This is a genomic window from Nonomuraea gerenzanensis, assembly GCF_020215645.1.
GTDB classification, from domain to species: domain Bacteria; phylum Actinomycetota; class Actinomycetes; order Streptosporangiales; family Streptosporangiaceae; genus Nonomuraea; species Nonomuraea gerenzanensis.
In genome coordinates, this window is the sequence record NZ_CP084058.1 from 8,624,002 (window position 1) to 8,647,410 (window position 23,409).

The following is a 23,409-nucleotide window of genomic DNA, read 5'->3' on the forward strand; positions in this document are numbered from 1 at the left end:
TGAGTCCCCTTCTCAGTCGGTGCACTCGAAGAGCGGCCCCTCGGGGAAACCGCCGTCCGGAGTCGCCACCAGAGTGTCGTTCAGGTAGCCGTTGCCGTACTGGCTCTCAATCCTGTTCCAGATGTCACTGGACCTACCGGTCGAGGAGTCGGTGTAGGACGCGCCCTTGACCTGGCAGATCACGGTCAGCGTGATGTACTGGCCCTGCGGGATCTTGCCGGCCTCGCCGCTGGGCGACGGCCCGGGGCGGATCAGCGTGTTGGTGTCGTCGTTGCTGGCGTTCTTGTACTGCTGGCGCGGGTAGGCCAGGTCCACCTCGGTGGTGGCCACGTCGGGGCTCTCGCCGGCGGCGTTCCTGGCCTTGAGCTTGAAGGCGTGCTTCTGGTTGTTCTTGAGCCCGTCCACGGTGAACGACGTGCCCTTGATGCCGCTGTCGGTGGCGGCGCCGGTCAGCTCGTACGTGGTGGCGTCGTCGGCGCCCTGGGGGGCGGTCCAGGTCAGCTCGGCGCCCCGGTTCCTGGCCTTGGCGGCGAAGCCCGTGGGCGAGCCCGGCGCCACGCACGGCCGTACCCCGGCGCTGGGCTCCGACTCGACCTCGCCGCCCGACCAGTGCGCGACCACGGTGAAGGTGTACTCCTTCGCGCAGTCGCCGCCGGTGAACTCGAACTGGAACGGCCCCTCCGCGTCCACCGACTGCGGGGTGGACCTGCCGTCGCCGGAGGTCTGCAGCGTGTACCGCTCGACCTGGCCCCCGTCCGACGGGCTGAAGGTCACCGTGACCTTGCCGGGGCCGGACCTGGCGGTCACGGCGCCGGGCGCGGAGGGCGCGGTGGCCGACGGCGTCGGGGTGGGGCTCTTGGTGGGTGCCTCACGGGTGGGGGTGGCGCTGGGCCGCTCGGAGGTCTTGACCGGGTCCGGGACGGGCTCCTGCTCGGGCTCGGGGTCGGGCGGGGTGTCGGTACGGGTGGGCTCGGTGCGCGGGGTCGGCCTGGGCTTGGGGGTGTTGGACGGGCCCGGAACGTCGGAGTCGTCCTTGTCCACGTCGTGCTTGCGGCCCTCGGGGTCGATGACGACGGCCTTGTCGCCGTTCTCGTCGTTCGCCCAGAGCAGGCCGTCCTTGACGAACACGTCCACCGGGCCAGGGCCCTGCGCCACCTGGAGCTTGGTGGGCCGCCCGCCCGCCGCGCTGTCCCAGACGATCAGGGAGCCGCTGCCCTGGTCCGGCACGTACACCTTGGTGCCGAGCACCTGCGGCACGCCCAGCGCGGCCGGGTCGCCGGTGGCGAGCTTGGTGCTGAGCACGGAGTTGGAGCCCGTGTCGATCACCACGAGCAGGCCCGAGTCGCCGGGGGCCAGGATCGGCACCAGGGCGCCCTCCGTGCCGGCCGGGGTGAGCGCGCCGCCCTTGGCGGCCTGGGCCACGCCCTTGGGCAGGGTGATCTCGCCGACGCCGCCGTCCGAGCCGATGATCGTGGCGGTGGCGGCCCGGGTGTTGACGACGACGGGCAGGCCGCCGGCGATGGTGACCGACAGCTCCTCACCCGGCTCGCCGACCTTGATCGGGCTCGCCACCGTGCCGTTCGTGACCGGGACGACCTGGCCCTGCGCCGTCACGGGCACCCAGAGGCGGCCTCCGCCGTCGATGCGGGCCGCGCCCAGCGGCCCCGGCAGGGTGATCGCGGCGCCGAGGGTGTCGAGGGTGCCGGGGTTGATCTGCTGGACCCTGCCCGCGGCGGGGTCCACGGCGTAGGCGGTGTCGCCGGACATGGCCAGCTGCATCCCGGCCGCGCCGAAGTCGCGGCTCTCGGTCACGGTGAGCTGGCTGGGCTCGACACGGCTGACGTAGCCGGTCCGGTCGTCCACGAGCAGGACGTGGCCGCCGTCCTGGACGACGCGGAGCTGTCGCCCCGCCTTGTCGTCGAGGTAGCCGTCCACCTCGCCGGACAGGCCGTTGACGTGCACGATCTTGCCGCGGGCCTTGGTCCACAACCAGGCGCCGACGTCGGCCAGCTTGGGGTTGGCGCTGGAGACGCCCACGCCGAACCACGCCGCCGCGGCGACCAGGACCACGGCCGCCGCCCCGGCGATCACCGCCGTGGTGCGGTCGCCTCGGAGCACGCCCACCTTGCTTACCCACCCCGGTTTGTATGGCTAGGGAGCGTTTCGCCCCGGAATAACGGGGATCACCCTAGCGCCCGGATGTCCCTCGCGGGTATGTACTGGCTGGTAGCCATGGGAGCGCTGGTGCGTGGGTGCCAAGAGTGTCGGTGTGAAGCCGTACCTTAGAGCCCGTGCCAGAACAGCCCCTGACCCTCGACTCCGTCCTCACCGACGAGGCGGTCCTGTCCACCTACCGCCGCATGTTCGCCGCGCTGGCCCGCGACAGCGGGGCGGTGGTCGACGACCCGGCCCTGGTCGACATCGCCGAGACGCTGTTCGCGGCGTTCGCGGAGGCGGGCGAGGAGTGGCTGACCCACGAGCAGATGCGCTTCGCCTGCCGGGCCTACCCCACCGACCAGTTCGACAACCGGCTGCGCGTGCTCAAGGGGCTCGGCGCCATCCGCGAGGTGTTCCCCAAGCCCAACCAGCTGCGTTACCGCGCCTCGTTCACCAGCGTGGTGGGGCTGATGTTCATCAGGCGGATGATGGACGACGGCGGCCAGTCCGAGATGCACCGGCTGCTCGCGCTCGAAGACCTCAACGTCGCCGACCCGCGCACCACCATGGAGGAGGCCAGGCAGAGCGCGCTCAACCTGGCGCGCGCGTTCCGCCTGTGGGCGCTGGAGCTGATCACGCTCACCACGGGCACCATCGAGGAGCTGCGCGAGCAGGCGCCCAAGCTGTGGGGCACCGAGGAGATCGCGCGGCGCGCGCAGGGCCTGCACGGCACGATCCTGACCCGCTGGCCGGAGCTCGACCGGGTCTGCACCGACCTGCGGGCCGCCATCTACGCCTACAGCGACGCCTCGCGCCGCGCCGCCGGCCGCCTGGCCGACTCGGCCGGCACCACCCGCAACCTGACGCTGCTGCCCACCGAGACGTGGCGGACGTTCGCGCAGACGGCGTCCAAGGAGCGGCTGGCCGCCGTGCTCGACGGGTTCGTCTTCGACGCGCCCGCGCCCTGGCACGATCCCGCGGCCATCGCGCGCGCCGTGGACGAGGCGCCGCGGCCCGTCCCCGCGCAGCCCACTCCTCCGCGCTCCACGCTGCCCGACCCTGGCCCCGAGTCCTCCCTCGACTCCACGCCGGGCGCCGCGATCGAGCGGCTCACGCAGATGGCCGAATCACTGCTGGGCGACGCCTCGCGCGTGGCGCTGGGCGACGTGCTGGGCTCCGCCGACTGGGTCGCGGCGCGGCGCGTCCTCGCCGACCTGACCACCGTGGACCTGCGTCCCGAGCTGCCCTACCGGCTCACGTGGTCCGACGGGCTGACCGTCGATCCCGGCCGCGAGCCCGCCTGGCTCTCCCACGGCTACCTGGAGCGCACCTGATGGACCAGCGGCAAGCGGCCGTCTCCCATGCGCTGGTGCGCGCCTACGGGCCCGCCCGGCTCGGCCCCGGGGTGCCCGCCGCTCCCGGCATGATCCGCCTGACCAGGCCCGACTCCACCGGCGACGCCCTGCCCGCCTGGCCCGACGGGGTGACGCCGTCCCTGCTGGAGGAGCACCAGGTGGCGCCCGTGGCCGTGGAGCGGTCCGGCGAGACGCGGCGGGTGCTGGCGGCGGTGCTCAAGTGTTGCTGGACCGATCTGTCGGTGGACCCGTGGCCGGGGGATCCGGCGCCGGTGGAGCTGGTGCTCGATACGTATCGGGAGCTGATCGGCCGTACCGACGATCTGATGCGCAACTGGGCCAGGGGCGCCCTGCGGCGGCTGCACGACTCGGCCTGGATCGTGCTGGATGACGGGGTGGTGCTGCTTGGGCCCAGGTGCGCGTTGTGGCCGGTGGAGGCGCATGCGCAGTTGCAGGAGCTGGTGCGGAGGCTGCCCGAGCCTGAGCGGGCGGCGTTGACCGTGGTGGGTGATGCTGACATCGTCGCTGCGGCGCGGGCGGGGGGTGGGAGGGCGGCCTCGGGGCCGGATCCCGAGGCGGTGGGCTCCCCCGTACCGGAGGCTGTGGAGCTGGCCGGGGTCGGCGGGCGGGTCGAGGGTGGGGCGGCCGAGTTCGACGACCTGCTGGGCGGCTACGACGAGCGGCGGCGGGCCGAGCTGGTGGCGGCGTTCATGGCGGTGGAGCACGCGGCCGAGCCGGTGCAGGAGGTGCGCTTCGCCGCTCTGCGCGACCCGGCGCTGCGTCACACGCTGGGCGAGATGCTGGCCAGACGCGGCCGTACGCTGATCCAGCACCGCGACCGCTGGACCTCCGGCTACGACGACGGTGTCGCCGCCACGATCGGCGCCCTCGACGCCGCCGGCACCGCCGACCCGGTGCGCGGGCCGCTGGGGGTCGGTGAGCGGGCGGTGCTGACGCTGGTGCTGGTGCATTCGGTGGCCATCCCGCGGGCCGAGGGGCTGCTGCCGGAGGACTCGTGGCTGTCGCCGCACCCCACCCCGGTGGAGGAGCTGCGCCGCCACACCCAGCTCCCGATCGGCGAGCTGGAGTCGGCGTTGCGGACGCTGCGGCACGCGGGGCTGCTCGCCCAGGTGAAGGCCGGTGAGGAGGCGGGCGGTTACGTGCCGGGGCCGCAGTTCCACCGGCTCACCCCGGCGACGCGGCGGCGGTTGCAGGAGGAGCTGATCCTGGCGGCGGGGCCCAACACCCCGCTCGCGGCGGCCGTGGTGGCCAGGAGATCGGCCAGATGAGGCACATGCCAGATGAGGCACAGGTACGTATGGACAGAAGGGTAACGGGGGTCCGAGTTGTCGCAGGTGGAGAACGTCGTCGGGGACCGGGTGCTGATCGCCGTGCAGGCGGTCAACATCTCACGGCTCTCGACCCATCCCGTGCCCACCGTCCCCGGCACGCTCATCGTCGTGGCCGGCGCGGGCCCCAAGGACTCCAACGGGGCGGGCAAGTCCTCGTTCATCGCCTCCATCACCGCGCTGCTGGGTGACGAGCAGTGGCGCTTCGCCTCGGGCGCCAAGGCGGTGTCGGAGCTGCTGTTCAACGCCGAGCTGGCCAGCGGGGCCGGGGCTCGGCAGTGGGCCAGTGCCGATCACGGGTACATCGTGGGGGTCTTCGGGCCGCCCGGCATGAACGGCTTCGAACCGGCTCCGCACGCGGACGGCCATGTTCTCGGCGAGGGACAGGTCAGCGGTGCGGCGGTGGACGGCTCCGGTGGCGGCCAGAGGGGCAGCGCGGTGGCGAGCGACGCCGGGCTTGCACCGGCCGGAGGCGGTGACGGTGGGGAGCTCGTGCTCGGGGAGGCCGACGGCGGGGAGCTGTTCGAGGTGCCCGACACCTCGGGCGGGGCGCTCACCGTGTGGCTGAAGGTCAACCAGGAGGCGCCGCACCTGGAGATCCGGTGGCGGGAGGGCGTGCACCTGGCGGCGTCCCTGTCCGAGGCCGAGCGGGTGGCGCGGGCCGATGAGATCTGGGCGTCGCTGCCCAAGTCGGCCGGGCGCCGCGACGTCGTGGCGCGCGACCTGACCAAGGTGCTCTACGGCGACAAGGTCAGGTGCGTGTCGTTCCTGTCCACGTCCGTACGCAGCAAGGTCGCCACCAACCTGCTCTCCCAGCCGCTCAACGAGATCTCCCCCGAGCGCGTCTTCGAGGCCATCGCCGCGCTCACCGGCCTGGACGCCGAGCTGGAGCAGGAGCGCGAGGCTCGGCGGGATGAGCACGCCAAGCGTGTACGGGCGGCGCAGGCGGGCGAGCGGCTGGCCGAGTTCGAGGCGGAGTCGAAGGCGCTGCTGACCACGTTCGACCGGCGGGACCAGGCACGGATCCGGCTGGCCGACGCGCTGCGGTGCTGGCGCGGGCGGCAGGCGCGCAAGCTCGCCGACGCCGCGGCCAAGGACGAGGCGCTGGCCGCCGACCTGGAGCGGCACCGGGCGGCGGGCGAGGCGGCGGCCGAGGCGATCGCCATGGTCAAGGCGGAGATCGCCACCCTGCGCGAGGACACCCTCGACCGGCAGGTCTCGCAGGCCCGCAAGGAGTTGTCGGCGCTGCAGGCGCGGGCGGCCAAGCTCGACGCCGACCGCGCCGTGGCGGAGAACTCCGCCGACGAGCTGCGCGGGTTGATCCCGGCGCTGGAGGAGTCCAGGCGGTTCGCCGACGGACGGGACGTGCCCACGGCCGAGCGCGAGCTGGGCGAGGTGCGGCTGCGGCTCAACGAGGAGCTCAAGGCTCTGGGCGTGGCCGACCAGGAGGTGGCCTCGGCGCAGGCGGCGCTGGACGACGCCGAGGGTGGTCCGGCGGCGGCCCAGCTCAACGCGCTGGCGGCGGCGGGGATCGGGGCGACCGGGCTGCTGGATGCGTTGGACGTGGCCGAGCAGGCCCGCGACGCGGCACACACACCCCCGACCGCCCTGCCCGGTTCCCGCTCAGCACGAGACGCTGGTGGTGCCGGCGCGGGTGGTGGTGCTGGGGCTGACGGCGGGCAGGCGCTGGGTGAGGCGCTCAAGGCGCGCTACGGGAAGACGGCTGGCGCGGGGGCCACGACGGGGCATGAGCGCGGGCTGGCGCTCGGGGAGCTGCGCGGGTGGCCGAACGAGCATGCCGTGATCGTGGACGCCGCGCAGCTCGACGAGGCCGCCGCCGCGTTGGCGGAGCTGCCCGGGTCCGTGCTGGTGAGCGCGGCCGGGGTGAGCGTCGTGGGGGTGTTCGACGGGGTGGCGACCGGGCGTGAGGCCCGGATCAAGGCCGCCGAGCAGCGGCTCAACCGGGCCAAGGACGTGCAGGAGAGCGCGGCGCAGGCCGTACACGATGGGGAGGAAGCCGTCGCGCAGGCGCAGCGGAGGCTGGAAGGCGCCAGGGCGGGGGTGCGGCTGGCGGAGGTGGAGGCCAAGCTCGGTGAGCGGCGGGCCAGGCTGGGTGAGCTGAACACGGCCATCGAGGAGCTGACGCCCAAGGTCGCCGAGGCGGAGCGGCAGGCTGGCTCGCTGGACTTCCGGGCGCGCACCAGGGACATGGAGATCGAGCGGCTGGAGGGGCGCCGGCACCGGCACGAGTCCGAGCGGGCGCAGGCCCGCGAGCAGGAGGCGAAGGTCGGCGTCGAGCGCGAGTCGCTCAAGCTCGGCGCGCTGGCCGCCGACTGGGGCGGCACGGTCGAGACGGCCCGCGAGTGGCTGGCGGCGCTGGCCGAGGAGGAGCGGCCCCGGGCCGCCGAGGAGTGGTGGCGCGTCGCCGAGCGCCACCTCGACCAGGCGTTGCGCGACACGTTCCCCTCGGATGACGAGACGGAGATCCCGGAGGAGCTGCGGTTCCTGCTGAGCGAGCGGGAGGGCAGCACGGCGCGCGAGCAGGCGACGTTCTCGGCGGTGTGCGGGGCGCTGGCGTCGTATTTGCGGGGGCAGGAGGAGTACGAGCGGCACCAGCGGCGGCAGATCGAGGCGCAGATCGTCTCGCGCCAGCGGGACCTGGCGGCGGCGGCCAGGGGCGCGGAGGAGGCGGCGCAGTCCACCGCCGTGCACCGGGCGGCGCTGACGGCGGCGATCAAGGCGCGGCTGACGCGGGTGGCGGAGGAGTTCGACAAGCTCGACACCTCCTACGGCGGTTACGGGGCGACTCTGGAGTTCCCCGTGCCGCCCGCGCCCGCCGACCCGGAGCAGCGCTGGCAGTGGCGGGTGACGCCGAAGTGGCGGCGCGGCGAGGGGCAGGGGTTCGTGCCGTACAACCGGCGGGCCAACACGGCGCTGATGGACGAGAAGGCCGTCAAGCTGGTGTGTGCGGCGGCCATCGCGTCGTCCGGCGGTGGGCATCTGTGCCTGGTGCTCGACGAGCTGGGGCGCAACCTGGGCAAGGAGCATCGGCGGGAGGCGGTGGCGCTGTTCAGGAGGATCGGGGAGACGTACGGGATCACGGTGATCGGGGCGTTGCAGGACGACATGGAGCCGTACGCGATCGATGCCTGCGGGCAGTACATCAAGCTGCGGCGGTCGTCGGACGCGATGCCGTACAACGAGCCGCCGGTGATCGTGGGGCATGACCAGCATGCCGAACGGGTGCGGGCGCTGGCGGCGTACGTGGATCGGGGAGCGCCCGCGCTCGCGTGATCCGAAGGGCCGTGGCCGGGCGTCACTTGATCGGTGGGCCGGTGTAGGAGGCGCGGAGGCGGAGGAGGGAGCCGCGTTCGTACTCCTCCATGGCGTGGGCCAGCCAGCCCACCACCCTGGCCACCGCGAAGATCGCCTCGCCGGCGCCCGGCACCATGCCGCTGACGGCGGAGAGGGTGGCCAGCGCGAAGTCGATGTTGCGGTCGGGCAGGCGGCGGCGCCGCATCTCCGCCAGCACGGCCTCCCCCGCCGCGATCCGCCCGTGCTCCGGTGCGGCCTGCTTGACCAGGCCGAGCAGGGCGGCGCCGCGGCCGTCGCCGTTCTTGTAGACGCTGTGGCCGAAGCCGGGGATGCGTTCGCCGCGCCGCACCCGCTCGGCGATGACGCGGGGGGCGTGGCGGGGCTCGGCGATCTCGGCCAGCAGGCGTTCCGCGCCGTACGACGCCCCGCCGTGCAGGGGGCCGCCCAGGACGCCGAGGCCGGTCAGGACCACCGCGTACGGGTCCGCCTTGGCCGAGGCGGCGACCCGGGCGGCCAGCGTGGAGGCGGCCAGCTCGTGGTCGGCCAGCAGGACCAGTGCGGCTTCCATGGCTGTGAGCAGGGGTGGGGTGGCGGGGTGTGGGCACAGGCGGCACCACAGGCGTTCGGCGATCGAGTCGCCTCGGGGGTCTGTGAGTGGGGGTAGGGCGTCCACCAGGCCGGCGATCAGGCGGCGGCCGGTGGCGGCTACCGAGGCGGGGTCGAGGTGGTGGCGGAGGGTGTCCGAGGCGCCGAGGACTGTGGTGATCACCTGGAGGCGGTCCAGGGGGAGGAGGTCGTCCGGTAGGGCGTGCTGGGCGGTGATGGCGGCTTGCAGTGCTTCGTCGGGCTCGCACCGCCAGGGCTCACCGGCCCGGCCGGCACGCCTCGCCGCACCGCTGCGGTCGGCGTGCGCCGCCGCATCCGCCTCGCCGCTGCGGTCGGCGTGCGCCGCCGGGCCAGGCTTGCGGCTGCGATCGGCGTGCGGGCGCCAGACGGCTGGGTCGCCGGTCCAGAGCCACTCGGCGACCGTCTCGAAGGGGGCCGTCCCCGCCAGGGTCAGGACGTCGATCCCCCGGTAGTACGGCCGATCGACCCCCAAGGCGGTCACCCCCGACTCGATCACCAGCTCCGGCGGCTGGCTGCGGGGCCGGCCGCGGCGGGCGAGGCGTTCGATCTCCTCGGCCGAGAAGAGGCTGCGCCGCCCGTCCTCACCGTGCCGCCGCCGCAGCACCCCCCGGCTCACGTACGCGTACAGCGTGGCGGGCTTGACGCCCAGCCGTTCCGCCGCCGTGGCCGCGTCGATCCACTCCACCGCTGGCCCAGCCTCTCCATGGTTGATGAAAATCAATATTGATCCACGTTGAACGAGCATGTCAACGTGAGGACATGCCAAAGGTTCACTTCCTCGACGTCACCAACCGGGACGGCGTGCAGACCGCGCGCACCGGCCTGTCGAAGTTCGGCAAGACCATGGTCAACTTCTATCTGGCCAAGCTGGGCGTGGCGCAGTCCGAGATCGGGTTCCCGTTCCTGTTCCACGAGGTCCCCTACGTCCGGGCGCAGGTGGCGCTGGGGGAGGCGGGGGCGTTCGGGGAGCTGCGGCTGTCGGGGTGGTGCCGGGGGGTGCCGCAGGATGTGGAGAAGGCCGCGCCGCTCGGGCTGAAGCACTACAACCTGTCCATCTCGACGTCCGACTACATGATCCAGAACAAGTTCCGCGGGCGGCTGGACAGGGACGCGATCATCAGGGAGATGACGGCGGCGGTGCGCGTGGCCAAGGACGCGGGCGCGCTGACCGTCGGGGTGAACGCCGAGGACGGCTCGCGGACGGACGACGGGTTCCTGCTGGAGTTCGCGCTGGCGGCCAAGCAGGCGGGCGCCGACCGCGTACGCTACTGCGACACCATCGGCGGCGACACCCCCGACCGGATCAGGGAGCGCTTCGCCAAGCTGGCCGCCGCCACCGCCATGCCGGTCGAGACGCACTGCCACAACGACCTCGGCATGGCCGTGGCCAACTCGGTGTCGGGCGCGCTCGGGGACCTCGACGCCGGGCAGGACGCGTGGATCAACACCTGCGTGAACGGCATCGGCGAGCGCTCCGGCAACGCCGACCTGCTCTCGACGATCCTGGCCTTCCGGCACGGGTTCGGGCTGGAGTCGGCGCCGATCGGGGACACGCTGAACCTGGAGTGGGCCCGCCGGTTCGCGTTGTGGGCGAGTTACGCGCTGGGGCAGCCGCTGCCGTACAACCAGGTCGGGGTGGGGCGCAACGCGTTCGCGCACGAGTCGGGCATCCATGCCGACGGCGCGCTCAAGGACCACGGCAACTACGAGTTGTACGACGAGGCGACGCTGGGGCCGTTCCCCGAGGACTGGCACGCGCGGCCGGGGCGGGTGGTGCTGACCGGCGAGTACGGCGGCAAGGCCGGGTTCCGTCACGTGATGGACGGGCTCGGGGTGGAGGTGGCCGATGAGGAGGCGTCGTTCCGGCTGGTGCAGCTCTGCAACGCGATGACGGGCAGGCCGCTCACGGACGACGAGTTGCGGCTGATCGCGGCCTACCCGCGGGAGTTGTCACTGATGTTCCCCGGTTACGCCTGACCGTCGTCCGGTCAGGCCCGGCGCTCACGCGGCCGGGGTCTGACGGACGTCCGCGCCGGCCTGCTCGGCGACTCGCACGACGGGAGCACCGGGCCGGGCTCCGGTGGCCGGCGCCTCCTGGACGGCCCGGCGGGCGGCCTCGTCCGCCTTGCTCGCGGCCACCGCCTGCCGGAAGTCCTCATCCGCGTGCTCGATCGCCTCCAGCCGCACGGTCTCCCTCCGGAACAGCCCCGCCAGCACCCAGTCGGCCAGCACCGCGGCCTTGTTCCGCGCCGTCGGCACCCAGCCCAGGTGGTAGGCCCGGTGCGCCAGCCACCCGAGCCACCCGGTGAGCTTGATCCGATACACCTGCGCGACCCCCTGGTGGTGGCCGAGCCCGGCGACCGAGCCGAGGTAGGCGTGCCGGTACGGCTTGAGCCGCCGCCCCCGCACGTACGCGACCAGGTTCCGCCCCAGCAGCTTGGCCTGCCGCACCGCGTGCTGGGCGTTGGGCGCGGTGAACGCCCCCGGCCGGGTCAGGTCGGGCACGGCGGCGCCGTCACCGGCCGCGAACGCGTCGTCGATGCCCGCCACCCGCAGGTACTCGGTCGCGACGATCCGCCCGGTGCGGTCCACCGGCAGCCCGCTGTCCGCCGCGAGGGGGCTCGGCCGCCCGCCCGCCGCCCACACCAGGGTGCCGGCGTCGATCTCGGTCCCGTCCGAGAGCACCGCGACGCCACCGGCCGCCGAGGTGAGCAGGGTGCCGAGCCGCACGTCCACGGCGCGCTTGCGCAGCGCGGCGACGGTCCATCGGCCGAGGTCCTCGTGCAGCTCGGGCAGGATGCGGTCGTTGGCCTCGACCAGGGTCCAGCTCAGGTCGGCGGGCTCGATCCCGTCGTGGTAGCGCACGGCCTCGTCGGCCAGCCCCTGCATCTCGGCCAGCGCCTCGACGCCCGAGAACCCGCCACCGACCACCACGAACGTCAGCGCCCTGCGCCGCACCGCCTCGTCGTCGGTCGAGGCGGCCACGGCGAGCTGGGCCAGCACGCGGTTGCGCAGGTGCACGGCCTCCCCGATGCTCTTGAAGCCCACCGCGTGCTCGGCCAGGCCGGGGATGGGCAGCGCGCGGGTGATCGAGCCGGCCGCCATGACCAGGATGTCGTACCCGATCGTCCTGGCCGGGCCCTGGACGGGCTGGAACTCGGCGCTGCGCGCGTCGTGGTCCACCCGCGTGATCCGTCCGGTCAGCACCCGCATGCCCTTGAGCACCTGCCCGAGCGGGGCGGCCACGTGCCGCGGCTCGATCGAGCCGCCGACCGCCTCGGCGAGGAACGGCTGGTAGGTCATGTAGCCGCGCGGGTCCACCACCGTGACGGCCACCTCGCCTGAACGGACGAGCCTACGCAGCCCCATCGCGGTGTACATGCCCACGTATCCGCCACCGACGATCAGGATGTGCTTCCTCATTGCCCCGTCTCCTTTCGGGTTCTTCACCTGATGGACGGGACAGCGGCGCCATTCGTGACATGTTCCGGCGAAGTCCTACAAAGATCGGTCGCCGGTCTCCGGGAGGGCGAGCAGGCACAGCAGGCTCAGCAGCGCCATCGCGGAGACGTACGCGCCGATCGCCATCACACCCAGCCCACCGGCCTGCATGCTGGTGGCCACGAGCGGCGGCACGGCGCCGCCGAGCACGCCGCCGAGGCTGTAGGCGACGGACGCGCCGCTGTAGCGGTACTCGGTCCTGAACAGCTCAGGCAGGTACGCCCCCATCGGCCCGAAGATGAGACCCATCAGCGCGAGCGCGCCGGCCAGCGCCAGCCCGACCAGGAAGACCGAGCGGGTCTCCATCAGCGGGAACATCACCAGCCCCCACGCGATCGCGGCGACCGTGCCCCAGATCAGCGTGCGGCGGCGGCCCAGCCGGTCGGACACCAGGGCCGAGACGACCGTCCCCGCCGCCATGAACACCACGCCGATCATGGTCAGCGCGAGCATCGTGGTCCGCGGGATCTCCAGGGTGTCGGTGCCGTAGGCCAGGCAGTAGGTGGTGGCGGTGTAGAAGAGCGTGTAGGCGATGGTCATCGCGCCGGCGCCGAGCAGCACGCGCCGCCACTGGTGCCGCATGAGCCCGGCGAACGGCACCTTGGCGATGCGCCGCTGGTCCATGGCCGCCTGGAAGACCGGGGTCTCGGAGATCTTCAGCCGCACGTACAGGCCGACGATCACCAGCAGCAGGCTCGCCACGAACGGCAGCCGCCAGCCCCAGCTCTCGAACTGCCCGTCGCTCAGCACCGCGCCCAGGATGAGGAAGAGCCCGTTGGCGACGATGAACCCGGCCGACGGGCCGAGCTGCGGGAACATCGCGTACAGGCCGCGCTTGCCCGGCGGGGCGTGCTCGGTGGCCAGCAGCGCCGCGCCGCCCCACTCGCCGCCGAGGCCGATGCCCTGCGTGAAGCGCAGCAGCACCAGCAGCACGGGCGCGAGCACGCCGATGGCGGCGTAGCCGGGCAGCAGGCCGATCAGGACGGTCGAGAGCCCCATCACCAGCAGCGAGACGACCAGCATGGACTTGCGGCCGACCCGGTCGCCCCAGTGCCCGAACACGGCCGAGCCGAGCGGCCGCGAGATGAACGCCACGGCGAACGTGGAGAACGACGCCAGCGTGCCCGCCACCGAGTCCATCTTGGGGAAGAACGCGGTGTTGAGCACCAGGGCCGCGGCGGTGCCGTAAATGTAGAAATCGTAGAATTCGATCGCGGTGCCGATGAGGCTGGCCGCCGCCACCCGGGTCCGGCTGGGGGCCGCGGTCTGGGGGGATGTCGTCATGATGATTTGTCTCACTATGCGGACTAGCGTCTTGTGAAGCGGTACGAAGACGCTACCACCTGCGCAATTTCACGTTTCACCCTGTAGGAGGGGCCTGGTTTGGCTGTCGATCTGGTGATCTTCGACTGTGACGGGGTGCTCGTGGACAGCGAGCCGATCTCCGTGCGTGTGGGCACCGCCGCGCTGCGGCGCCTCGGCTGGGACATCGACGAGGCCCAGTACGCCGAGCGCTTCGTGGGCTGCACGAACGAGTACTGGGCCGAGCAGGTCGGCCAGACCCCGCCGGGCTGGCGCGAGCAGGTCAACGCCGACTACGCGGCGGCGATCGCGGCGGAGCTGTGCACGGTCGAGGGCATCGAGGCGGCGCTCGACCGCCTGTCCATCCCCTTCTGCGTCGCCTCCAACGGCCGGCACCGCACCATCCGCCGCAGCCTGGAGCTGACGGGGCTGGCCCACCACTTCGACGGGCGCGTGTTCAGCGCCGAGGACGTCGCCAGGGGCAAGCCGGAGCCCGACCTGTTCCTGCACGCCGCCGCCACGATGGGGGCCGACCCCCAGCGTTGCGTGGTGGTGGAGGACAGCCCGTTCGGGGTGACGGCGGCGATCCGCGCCGGCATGCGCTGCCTCGCCTTCGCCGGCGGCCTCACCCCCGCCTCCCGCCTGACCGGCCTGGGCGCGACGCTCTTCCACGACCCGGCCACGCTGCCCGACGTGATCGCCGCCCTCGACTGACGCGCCCCCGCGCCGCTCGGCACAGGGCCGCCGTAGCCCGTGCCGCTCGGCACAGGCCGCCGCGCCACGTACCGTGAGGCCATGCCTTCAGGTACGCAACGTCCCTACGTGGTGGCGCACGTCGCTGTGTCCGTTGACGGGGCTACCACGGGATTCCAGCCGGACGTCACCCGGTTCTACCAGCTCGCCCAGACCTGGAAGGAAGACCTCACCCTGACGGGGGCCGACACCGTCCTCGCCCAGGAGCAGGCGCTGGCCGGCGCCGAGCATCCCGGCCCCGCCCCTGACGGGCCGCTGCTGGCCGTCGTGGACGGGCGCGGCCGGGTCAGCCAGTGGGAGGCGCTGCGCACGTCCGGACACTGGTGCGACGTCGTGGCCCTGCACTGCCGCGACACTCCCCCGCGCCCGCCCGCCCGTCCGGTGCGCGAGGTCGTCACCGGCGCCGGCCGGGTCGACCTCGCCGACGCGCTGCACCTGCTCGTGCGTGACGACGGGGTCGGCGTCGTGCGGGTGGACAGCGGCGGCCGGCTCATCGGCGCGCTGCTGGCGGCCGGGCTGGTGGACGAGGTCAGCCTGCTCGTCCACCCGGTCATGGCGGGCGAGCAGGCCACCCGGTTCTGGTACGGCGACCGCCCCGCCGCCGCGCCCCTGACCCTGATCACGGCGCAGAGCCTGCCCGACGGCCTGGTCTGGCTGCGCTATCACCCCTGAGCGGGGCGGGTGCGGCCGTTCTCGTCGAGGTAGTCGCGCCATGACCGCTTCGGCGTCCAGCCCAGCAGGCGGTGCGCCTTGGCGCAGGAGATGCCCGAGGCGTCGGGACGGGCCAGCGGCCGCAGCTCGATCCGGTCGCCGAAGTGCCTGCGCAGCTCGGCGGCGAAGTCGTGCCCGCCCGCGTTGTCCGGCGAGGCGATGTAGAACACCTCGTGCCCGGGCAGGTCCGACTCGGTGGCCAGCACGATCGCGTCCGCGAGGTCGTACACGTCGATGTAGCTCCACAGCCCCGCGCCCGCCTCGGAGCTGTGGCGCACCTGCGGGCCGAGGTTGCGCTCGTAGTTGCCCTCGTGCTGCACCCAGCTCGGGCGCAGCGAGACGCACCGGATGTCCGAGCGGCGCACCGCCGCGTCCATGAGCTGCTCGCCGAAGTGCTTGGCCAGCGCGTACGGGTCCTGCGGCCGGATCGGGTGCTCCTCGTCCACCGGCACGTAGTCGGGCAGGAACGGCCGCTCGGGGAAGAAGAACCCGGGGACGGTCTCGCTGGAGATGTTCACGAACCGCGAGACGCCGAACCGCACCGCCGCCTCGATCATGTTGAACGTCGCCATCAGGTTGTTCTGGAACACCACCTGCGGCGCGTTGGCCGTGGGGTCGGGGATGGCCGCCGCGTGCACCACCGCCTCCGCCTCCCGCACCACGGCGAACGCCTGCCCGGCGTCCGTCAGGTCCGCCTGCACGTAACGCGGCTCGCCCGGCTCGCGCCGCTCCCAGACCGGCCTCGTCAGGTCGGTGGCGGTCACCTCGTGACCCGCCGCGACCAGGGCGTTGACGGCCGCCCTGCCGACCTTGCCGTGAGCTCCGGTGACGACGACACGCATCGATGGCTCCTTAGGGGTTGATCCGGGGGTGATGCTGTCAGACTCCCACGGCCTTGAGCGTGGAGCCCGTCCGCGTCTTGGTCACCTTGAGCTGCGCCGTGATCCGCGAGCGCAGCTCGGCCACGTGGCTGACGATGCCCACCGCCCGGCCGCCGTCGCGCAGCCCGTCGAGGATGTCCAGCACGCCGTCGAGCGTGTCCTCGTCGAGCGTGCCGAACCCCTCGTCCACGAACAGCGTGCCCAGCTCGGCGCCGCCCGCCTCCGCCGTGACGACGTCGGCCAGCCCCAGCGCCAGGGCCAGTGAGGTGATGAAGCTCTCGCCGCCGGACAGCGTGGCCGGATCCCGGTCCACGCCCGTCCAGCCGTCGGCCACCCGCAGCCCGAGCCCGCCGCCCGCCCTGGCCCGCGAGCCCGCCGTCTTGCGCAGGTCGTGCCGCAGCAGGTACCGGCCGCCCGACATGTGGTCGAGCCGCTCGTTGGCCGCCGCCACCACCTGCCGCAGCCGCTCGCCCAGCACGAACGACGACAGGCTCATGCTCCACTGGTTGTCGCCCGAGGTGCCGCTGGCCAGCGCCGCCATGCGTTCGGCCAGCCGGTGCCTGCCGGCCGCCGGCCGCCAGCGTTCGATGCGGGCGGCCAGCTCGCCGTGCAGCTCCGCCAGCCGCCGCGCCCGCGCCTCGGCCCTGTCGCGGGCGCTGGCCAGCCGCGTGTACGCCTGCTCCAGCCCGTCCCGCTCGGCCTCGATCCCCGCCAGGTCCGGCGCCGGCTCGGCGGCGGCGGCCATCAGCTCGGGGTCGGCCAGCACGCCGCTCACCGCCGCGTGCTCGTCGTCCAGCCTGCGCAGCAGCTCGGCCTTGCTCTCCCGCTCCGCCACGCTCCGGAACGCCGCCTCCGCCTCCCGCACGTCCGCGAACCCGGCCTGCGCCGCCGCCTCCTCGGCCGCCCGCCTCGCCCGCTCCAGCTCCTCGCCCGCCGACACCGCCGCCTGCGTCGCCTCCAGGGCCTCGCGCAGCAGCTCCGCCTCGTCGTTCAGCCTGGACAGGCGGGCGGTCAGCGTCACGTCGTCGCCGCGCGCCGCATCCAGCCGCGCGCTCAGCCGCCCGGCATCGCCGCTCAGCTCCTCATGCCTGGTACGCCCGGCCGCCAGCCTCGCCGTCACCCGCCGGGCGCGCTCCTCCAGCTCCTGCCACTCCTGCCGCAGCCCCGCCGTCTCCCCTGCCAGGGTGCGCTCCCTGCTCGCGGACGCCTCCAGCCTGCGCAGCTCCCGCTCGGCGGCGGCCAGCACCCGCTCACCGTCCACCTCGGACGCGGCCAACACGCGGTCGCCGTCCACGCCGAGCGCGCCCCGGCGCTCCTCGTCGGTCTGAGTCAGCCGGCGGCGGACGCGGACGCGTTCCGACTCCAGGTGCCGTTGGTGCGCGCGGTGGGCGGCGAGCATCTCGGCGACCTCCCTGGACTGGTCACGCACCCGCTCACGCTCGGTCTCGACCCGTTCGAGCGCCGCCACCAGGGCAGGCTCCCGATCGGCCACCGCCTGCAGGCGGGACACCTCCTGCTCGGCCGCCGACACCAGCTCCTCGGCCGCCACCACGTCCAGCCCACCGGTGGCCTCGACCGCGTCGGCGTGCCGCGACTCCAGCGACGCGAGCGCCCGCTCGGCGGCCTCGCGCTCGGCCAGGGCCGCCTCATGGGCGCTCTCGGCCGCGTGCTCGTCATCGGCCGAGGGCGCGCTCTCGGCGGCGGCAGCGGGCTGCGGGTGGTGCTCGGAGCCGCAGACCACGCACGGCTGCCCGTCGGACAGGTCGCGCGCCAGCTCGGCCGCCATGCCGTCGATGCGGGCCTGCCGCAGGTCGAGCCAGCGCTCCCGCAACGCCTGCGCCTGGTCCACGAGCACCTGGTGCGCGGCCACGGCCGACTCCAGCTCCGCCGCGAGTGCCTCCCGCCGGTGGGTGGCCTCCAAGGCGGCCCTGGCGGCGTCGAGGCTCGCCGTCGCGGCGGGGACGGCCGCCGCCTGCGCGCGTACCTCGGCCAGGGCGGCGCCGGCGTCCGCCAGCCGTCCGGGCAGCTCCGCCTCGGCGGCGGCCACCTCGGCCTCACGCTGCGCCAGCGCCTCCAGCTCCACCGCGAGCCCGGCCAGCTCGCCGTCGATCTCGATCAGGTGCGCGGCGGCGTCGCGTACGGCCCGCGCGGCCGGGATCCTGGCGGCGTCCACCCGCGCCTCGGCCAGCCTGGACTCTGCCTGCTCGATGAGCCCGGGCAGCACGGCCAGCCGGGCGGCTACGGCCTCGTCGGCGCGTACCAGGTCGGCCAGCTCCTGCTCGACCCGCAGCAGGTCCCGCCGCACCACCGACAGCCTGGCCTCCTCGGTGAGCAGCTCGGACAGGCGGGCGATCTCGTCCTGCCGCCGCCGCTCCAGCGCGGCCAGCTCCGCCACGGACGGGTCCGGGCTCCGGTACGCCGGATGGGGGCCGGCGCCAGGGCTCTGCCGCCCATCCGAAGCGGCGTCACCGGCCGAGGCCGGGCGGGTGGCCGGGGAGCGCCCGAGGTCGGGGGCCACGTGCGTGGCCGGGGAGCGCCCGAGGTCGGAAGCCGCATGGGTGGCCGAGGAGTGCCCGAGGTCGTGGTCGGGGGCCGAGCGGGTGGTGGGCAGGAGGGGGCGGGCGCGGGCGAGGGCGTCGGCGGCCAGCGTGCGGGCCTTGGTGGCGGCCTCCGCGCGCTGCCGGGCGGCCGTGATGAGCGGGACCACGCGGTCGGCTCTGGCGGCGTCGTCCAGGATCGCCTGGAGGTCGGCGCGCTCGTCGGCGCGCTCGTCCAGGGTGCGGCGCAACGTGAGTGCCTCGGCGTAGCGGCGCTGGCGGTCGGCGAGCGCTGCCGCCCGCTCGAAGCTCGTCCGTGCCTCGCGCAACTCCTGACCGGCGGCCACGTGCTCCTCGTCGGCGCGGCGCACGACGGCCCGCGCGGCGTCCAGGAGGGCGCCCGCCCAGCGCAGGGGGTCGGTGTCCGGCGTCGGCACCTCCTCGCCACCGTCCTCCGGCACTCCACTTCCCGCCGCACCGGACGCGGACGCGCTCGGCCGCGCGGGGGCGGGAAGCTCGAAGAGGGCCGGCGCCTGCGCAGGATCAGCCCCCGCAGGCACCCCGGCCCCAGCCGCAGCCGGCTCAGGCGCCGCAGACGCGGGCGCGGCGAAGGCGGCGGTCAGGATGGCGGGCAGGTCGTCGCCCGCCACCTCCTCCACCCGCTTGACCGCGAAATCCACCTCCTGCCGCAGCTCCTGAGCCTCCCGCCAGGCCAGCTTGCGGTGCTCAGCCAACCACCCCTCAGCAGCAGTGAACACCTTCACGGTGAACAACCGCTCCAGCAGCTTCGACCGCTCATCCCCATCAGCCCGCAGAAACCGCGCGAAATCCCCCTGAGGCAACATCGCCACCTGGCAGAACTGATCGGCGTTCATCCCGAGCAGCCCGCCCACCAGGTCGCCGGCCTCATCCAGCCGGGTGGTCAGCCCCTGCCAGTCGCTGCCCTGCCACTCCGACAGCACCACCTTGGACTTCTCCTCGGTGACCCCCGACCCGCGCAGCTTGGGCCGCAGCCACGCCGGGGAGCGCTGGATGCGCAGTAAGCGACCCCGGATGGTCGCCTCCAGCGTCACCGACGGGCCCGCCGTCGGCGGGGCGTGGTCGCAGCGCAGGCTGCGGGCACTGTTGCGCTGCCCGGGCACCTGGCCGTAGAGGGCGAAGCACAGGGCGTCGAGGATGGTGGTCTTGCCCGCCCCCGTCGGCCCGTGGACGAGGAAGAGCCCGGCCGCCGACAGGGCGTCGAAGTCGACCGTCTCGGTGCCCGGGAAGGACCCGAACGCCGTGAGCGTGAGCCGGTGCGGCCGCATCTACGCCATCGTCTCCTTCACCCTGGACGCCTCGATGGCCTGTCTTAGCAGGTCTTCCTCCTCGGGTGCGGCAGGCTCGCCGCGTACCTCACGAACGAAGTCGAGCGCGACCTCCGCCTCCGGGCGCCCGCTCAGCCGAACGGGCTGGGCTGCGGGAGCGGCGCCGACCGGGTCGAAGGAGAGGGCCAGGGTGTGCGGGAAACGGGCGCGGAGCCGGTCCATCGCGGATTTGGGACGGACGGCGTCGGTGAGCACGACCTGCAGCCAGTGGTTCTCGTAGGCCGCGTAGTCGGGCAGCGTCAGCAGGGACTCCAGCTCGCCGCGCAGGCGGCCGACCGGGCGGGGCACGGGAGCGGGGACGAACTCCGCCCCCTCCCCCAGCGTGACCAGCCACGACCCCTTGAGGTGCCCCACCTCCGAGAAGGAGTACGCCAGCGGCGAGCCCGAGTAACGCACGGTCTCCGACATGCGCTGCCGCCCGTGCAGGTGGCCCAGCGCCACGTAGTCGACCCCGTCGAACGCCTGCAGGGGCACGTGCGCCACCCCGCCCACGCTGATGTCGCGCTCGCTGTCGCTGGCCTGCCCACCCGTCACGAAGCAGTGCGACAGCACCACCGAGGCCCGGTGGCGCGCGGCGTCGGCCCTGATGCGCGTCATGGCGTAGGAGATCGCCGCCGTGTGGCTGCGATCGGGCAGCTCCCACGCGGCCCGCACCAGCTCGGGCTCCAGGTAGGGGATGCCGTAGAAGGCCACGTCGTCGACGAGCACCGGCTCCCACGACTGGTCGGGCGCGGTGCGCACGTGCACCCCCGCCGACTCGAACAGCGCCGAGCCGAACCGCAGCCGCAGCGCCGAGTCGTGGTTGCCGCTGATCAGCACCACCCGCGCGCCGGCCCCGCGCAGCCGCCCGAGCGCCTCGTCGAGCAGGGCGACCGCGTCGACCGGCGGCAGCGCCCTGTCGTAGACGTCGCCGGCCACCGCCACCACGTCGACCCGCTCGGCCCGCACCGTCTCCACCAGGTGGTCGACGAACGCCGCCTGCGCCCCCAGGAGGCTCTCCCGGTGGAAGGAGCGACCGAGGTGCCAGTCGGAGGTGTGCAGGATCCGCATGTCGCAGGAAACTAACAGGTCTCACCGACAAATGAGGTACCTCCAGTCCCACACGCCGGGAGTAGGCTGGAAGATCAGCGGGCAAACCAACGCACATGGGGAGGCCAATGCGCACTGGCCGTGGCACCTTGAGCGTCGCCGCCGGTCTGGTGCTGGTGGCTCTCGCTTCGGTCGGATACGTACTGCCACCCGCGTTCGACCCACCGCCGCTCAAGGCCGATCCAGCCTTCCAGGCGATCCCGGCGCAGCCGGCCGGTGAGCTGCGGCCCGTGGTGGCCGCCGGTCCCGTCCGCAGCGAGGAGATCTCCGTCCCGGCCGAGGCCCAGCGGCTGGAGGGCACGCTACGGGTGCCGCTCACGCCTGGGCGGCATCCGGCGATGGTGTTCGTGTCGGGCTCGGGCAACGGCTCGCGCACCGAGTTCACGCCGCAGGCGGAGTTCCTGGCCAAGGCGGGCGTGGTGACGATCGCCTTCGACAAGCGCACCAACGGCTACAACTTCCGCGACCGCGACTTCGGGCTGCTCGCCGACGACGCGCTGCGCATGGTGGAGTACCTGCGCACCCGCCCCGAGGTCGATCCCGACCGGGTCGGCATCTGGGGCGTGTCCGAAGGCGGCTGGGTGGTGCCGATCGCGGCGGCCAAGAGCTCGTCCGTCGGCTACATCGTGCTCGTCTCCTCGCCGAACGTCTCCCCGCTGCGCCAGGTCGCCTGGGCGCTCAACGAGCAGCTCCTGCGACTGCGCGCCCCCATCGGCGCCCGCGACCTGCTGACCAGGGCGATGGGCGGGGTCGGCTTCGACTTCCTGCGCTACGACGCGATGCCCGCCTTAAGCCAGGTCAAGCAGCCGGTCCTGGCCTTCTACGGCACCACCGACCCCTCGATCCCCTTCGTCGAGTCCACCAAGGCGCTCATCACCGCGATGAACAAGGCGGGCAACGACGACTACACGATCCGCTTCATGGCCAACGGCGACCACGCCATGCGCGTCAAGGGCGGCCCCTTCACCAAGGGATACCTGGAGACCCTGGCCAACTGGATCAAGGGCCTGCCCGGCACGTCCAGACCCGCCGTGCACATGGCCGGCGCCACCCCCGTCCAGCGGTTCGAGGCCAGCGACGTGCCCGCCGCCCCCTGGTACGCCGGCGGCACCATGCTGGGCCTGACGATCTGTCTGGCCGCCGTCGGCTACGTGGCCGGCCCTGTCGCCGCCGTCGTCGTACGCCTGCGCCACCGCCGCCAGACCCCCGTCGAGACGAACGCCAGGCTGTGGCCCCCGATCAGGCGCCGGCTCAGCCGGATGGCCTGGACCGCGCTCGGCCTGCTGGCCTCGGTGGTGGCGTTCATCACGCTGCTGGTGATGTTCTCGGTCAACCAGGCGGGCGCCTGGCCCGCCGTGCTGGCGGGCTGGCTGGTCGTGCGGCTACTGGCCGTGCTGATGCTGATCCAGGAGGTCACGGCCGTGGCGGCGTACGTGTCGGCGCTGCGCGAGGGCCTGCAGCCGAGCCGGTGGCAGGCCGTCACGGTCGGCGGCGTGCTCGGCGGCACCGGGCTGCTGCTGGTGGCGGCGGCCTACTACGGGTTGTTCTCGTTCCCCTGGTAGACGAAGGCGTTCATCCAGCGGTCCACCTCGGCGAAGACCTGCTTGCGTACGGGCTCGGCCGACAGCACCAGGTCGTGGAGGCCGTCGGTGATCCGCACGCACGTCACGTGCGGCCCGAGCGAGGTGGACCAGCGGGCGATGTGCGCCGGGTCGAGCACGATGTCGGCCGAGCGCGCCTCCGGCACGAAGTCGCGTACCCGCAGCCCGGTCGAGGAGGCCAGCACCAGCACCGGCACGTCCACCGCCAGGCCCTGGTGCAGCCGCCGCTGCGCCCGCCGGATCGCGGCCAGCCACATGGCGTGCACCGAGAAGCCGCCCAGCGGCTTGAGCTCCAGGTCGTAGTCCCACTCGCCCTGCTCGCTGCGGTGCAGCGTCTGCCCGTAGACGTTGCTGGAGCCCAGCGGCAGCACCCGCCGCGTGTACGACAGCGGCGTCCTCAGCAGGTCGGCCGCCAGCCGCAGCGGGGCGGGCACGTTGAGGTCGAAGAACGGGCTGTTGAGCACGAGCCCCTGCACCAGCCCACGGCCGCGCACGCGGTCGGCCCACAGCGGCGCGATCAGGCCGCCGGTGGAGTGGGCGTTGATCGTCAGCTCGTCGTGGTCGCGGCGGATGAGCCGCACGGCCTCGTCGATCTCGGGGAAGTAGTCGGTGACGCTCCTGACCAGGCCCCTGGTCTGGTGCGGCAGCAGCGAGCGGCCGTACTTGCGCAGGTCGAGCGCGTAGAAGTCGATGCCGCGCTGCACGTAGTGGTCGGCCAGGTGGTCCTGGAAGAAGTAGTCGGTGAACCCGTGCAGGTAGAGCACCGCGCGGCGCGACGGCGCCGCGGCCCTCCTGCTCACCAGCGTCGCCACCACCTGGCCCTCGAAGTCGTCGGGCATCGGCAGCACGGTGATCTCGTACATG

General features: G+C 73.5%; 15 protein-coding genes. 7 read left to right on the forward strand and 8 right to left on the reverse strand.

Features of this window, described 5'->3' with window-relative positions:
* Positions 1-12: 12 nt before the first annotated feature.
* The gene (locus LCN96_RS40120; RefSeq protein WP_225267630.1) at positions 13-2,118 is read right to left on the reverse strand and encodes a fibronectin type III domain-containing protein; all 2,106 of its coding nucleotides are present in this window, start codon (positions 2,116-2,118) and stop codon (positions 13-15) included.
* Positions 2,119-2,291: 173 nt separating this feature from the next.
* Between LCN96_RS40120 and LCN96_RS40125 the strand changes: the two genes are divergently transcribed.
* The 3 genes from LCN96_RS40125 to LCN96_RS40135 all read left to right on the forward strand — a co-directional run bounded on the left by LCN96_RS40125 (position 2,292) and on the right by LCN96_RS40135 (position 8,155).
* Positions 2,292-3,491, forward strand: a complete 1,200-nt coding sequence (locus LCN96_RS40125) for a hypothetical protein (protein WP_225267631.1) — start codon at positions 2,292-2,294, stop codon at positions 3,489-3,491.
* Positions 3,491-4,801, forward strand: coding sequence for a hypothetical protein (locus tag LCN96_RS40130; RefSeq protein WP_225267632.1), 1,311 nt, complete (start codon positions 3,491-3,493; stop codon positions 4,799-4,801). Before LCN96_RS40125 ends, LCN96_RS40130 begins: the two co-directional genes overlap by 1 nt.
* Positions 4,802-4,867: 66 nt before the next feature.
* Positions 4,868-8,155: a coiled-coil domain-containing protein gene (locus LCN96_RS40135; protein ID WP_225267633.1), complete on the forward strand. Its 3,288-nt coding sequence runs from the start codon at positions 4,868-4,870 to the stop codon at positions 8,153-8,155.
* Positions 8,156-8,177: 22 nt separating this feature from the next.
* Here LCN96_RS40135 and LCN96_RS40140 read toward each other — a convergent pair whose 3' ends face one another.
* Positions 8,178-9,488 carry a citrate synthase gene (locus tag LCN96_RS40140; RefSeq protein ID WP_225267634.1) on the reverse strand — a complete coding sequence of 437 codons (1,311 nt, stop codon included), beginning with the start codon at positions 9,486-9,488 and terminating at the stop codon, positions 8,178-8,180.
* A 74-nt stretch (positions 9,489-9,562) separates the two neighbouring features.
* On the opposite strand from LCN96_RS40140, the gene LCN96_RS40145 reads away from it, so the two are divergent.
* Positions 9,563-10,780, forward strand: a complete 1,218-nt coding sequence (locus LCN96_RS40145) for a LeuA family protein (protein ID WP_225267635.1) — start codon at positions 9,563-9,565, stop codon at positions 10,778-10,780.
* Between the two features lie 24 nt (positions 10,781-10,804).
* Here the strand turns inward: LCN96_RS40145 and LCN96_RS40150 are convergent, their stop codons facing one another.
* Positions 10,805-12,226 carry an NAD(P)/FAD-dependent oxidoreductase gene (locus LCN96_RS40150; protein WP_225267636.1) on the reverse strand — a complete coding sequence of 474 codons (1,422 nt, stop codon included), beginning with the start codon at positions 12,224-12,226 and terminating at the stop codon, positions 10,805-10,807.
* Between the two features lie 75 nt (positions 12,227-12,301).
* Positions 12,302-13,588 carry an MFS transporter gene (locus tag LCN96_RS40155; protein ID WP_225267637.1) on the reverse strand — a complete coding sequence of 429 codons (1,287 nt, stop codon included), beginning with the start codon at positions 13,586-13,588 and terminating at the stop codon, positions 12,302-12,304.
* A 99-nt stretch (positions 13,589-13,687) separates the two neighbouring features.
* Between LCN96_RS40155 and LCN96_RS40160 the strand changes: the two genes are divergently transcribed.
* Both LCN96_RS40160 and LCN96_RS40165 read left to right on the forward strand, forming a co-directional pair.
* Positions 13,688-14,320, forward strand: coding sequence for an HAD family hydrolase (locus LCN96_RS40160; RefSeq protein ID WP_225267638.1), 633 nt, complete (start codon positions 13,688-13,690; stop codon positions 14,318-14,320).
* An 81-nt stretch (positions 14,321-14,401) separates the two neighbouring features.
* Positions 14,402-15,031 carry a RibD family protein gene (locus LCN96_RS40165; protein ID WP_225267639.1) on the forward strand — a complete coding sequence of 210 codons (630 nt, stop codon included), beginning with the start codon at positions 14,402-14,404 and terminating at the stop codon, positions 15,029-15,031.
* Here LCN96_RS40165 and LCN96_RS40170 read toward each other — a convergent pair.
* Genes LCN96_RS40170 through LCN96_RS40180 form a run of 3 tightly spaced genes read right to left on the reverse strand, consistent with a single transcriptional unit; the run spans position 15,022 to position 20,905 of the window.
* On the reverse strand, positions 15,022-15,912 hold the full coding sequence (locus LCN96_RS40170) for an NAD-dependent epimerase/dehydratase family protein (RefSeq protein ID WP_225267640.1): 891 nt from the start codon (positions 15,910-15,912) through the stop codon (positions 15,022-15,024). The genes LCN96_RS40165 and LCN96_RS40170 overlap by 10 nt on opposite strands.
* Positions 15,913-15,949: 37 nt before the next feature.
* Positions 15,950-19,795, reverse strand: coding sequence for an AAA family ATPase (locus LCN96_RS40175; RefSeq protein ID WP_225267641.1), 3,846 nt, complete (start codon positions 19,793-19,795; stop codon positions 15,950-15,952).
* Positions 19,796-20,905 carry an exonuclease SbcCD subunit D gene (locus tag LCN96_RS40180; protein ID WP_225267642.1) on the reverse strand — a complete coding sequence of 370 codons (1,110 nt, stop codon included), beginning with the start codon at positions 20,903-20,905 and terminating at the stop codon, positions 19,796-19,798.
* Positions 20,906-21,033: 128 nt separating this feature from the next.
* Here LCN96_RS40180 and LCN96_RS56910 point away from each other — a divergent pair, with 128 nt between their 5' ends.
* Positions 21,034-22,506 carry an alpha/beta hydrolase family protein gene (locus LCN96_RS56910; protein ID WP_263657380.1) on the forward strand — a complete coding sequence of 491 codons (1,473 nt, stop codon included), beginning with the start codon at positions 21,034-21,036 and terminating at the stop codon, positions 22,504-22,506.
* On the opposite strand, the gene LCN96_RS40195 is transcribed toward LCN96_RS56910, so the two are convergent.
* Positions 22,479-23,408: an alpha/beta hydrolase gene (locus LCN96_RS40195; protein WP_225267643.1), complete on the reverse strand. Its 930-nt coding sequence runs from the start codon at positions 23,406-23,408 to the stop codon at positions 22,479-22,481. The two genes, LCN96_RS56910 and LCN96_RS40195, sit on opposite strands and share 28 nt — an antisense overlap.
* Position 23,409: the final 1 nt, after the last annotated feature.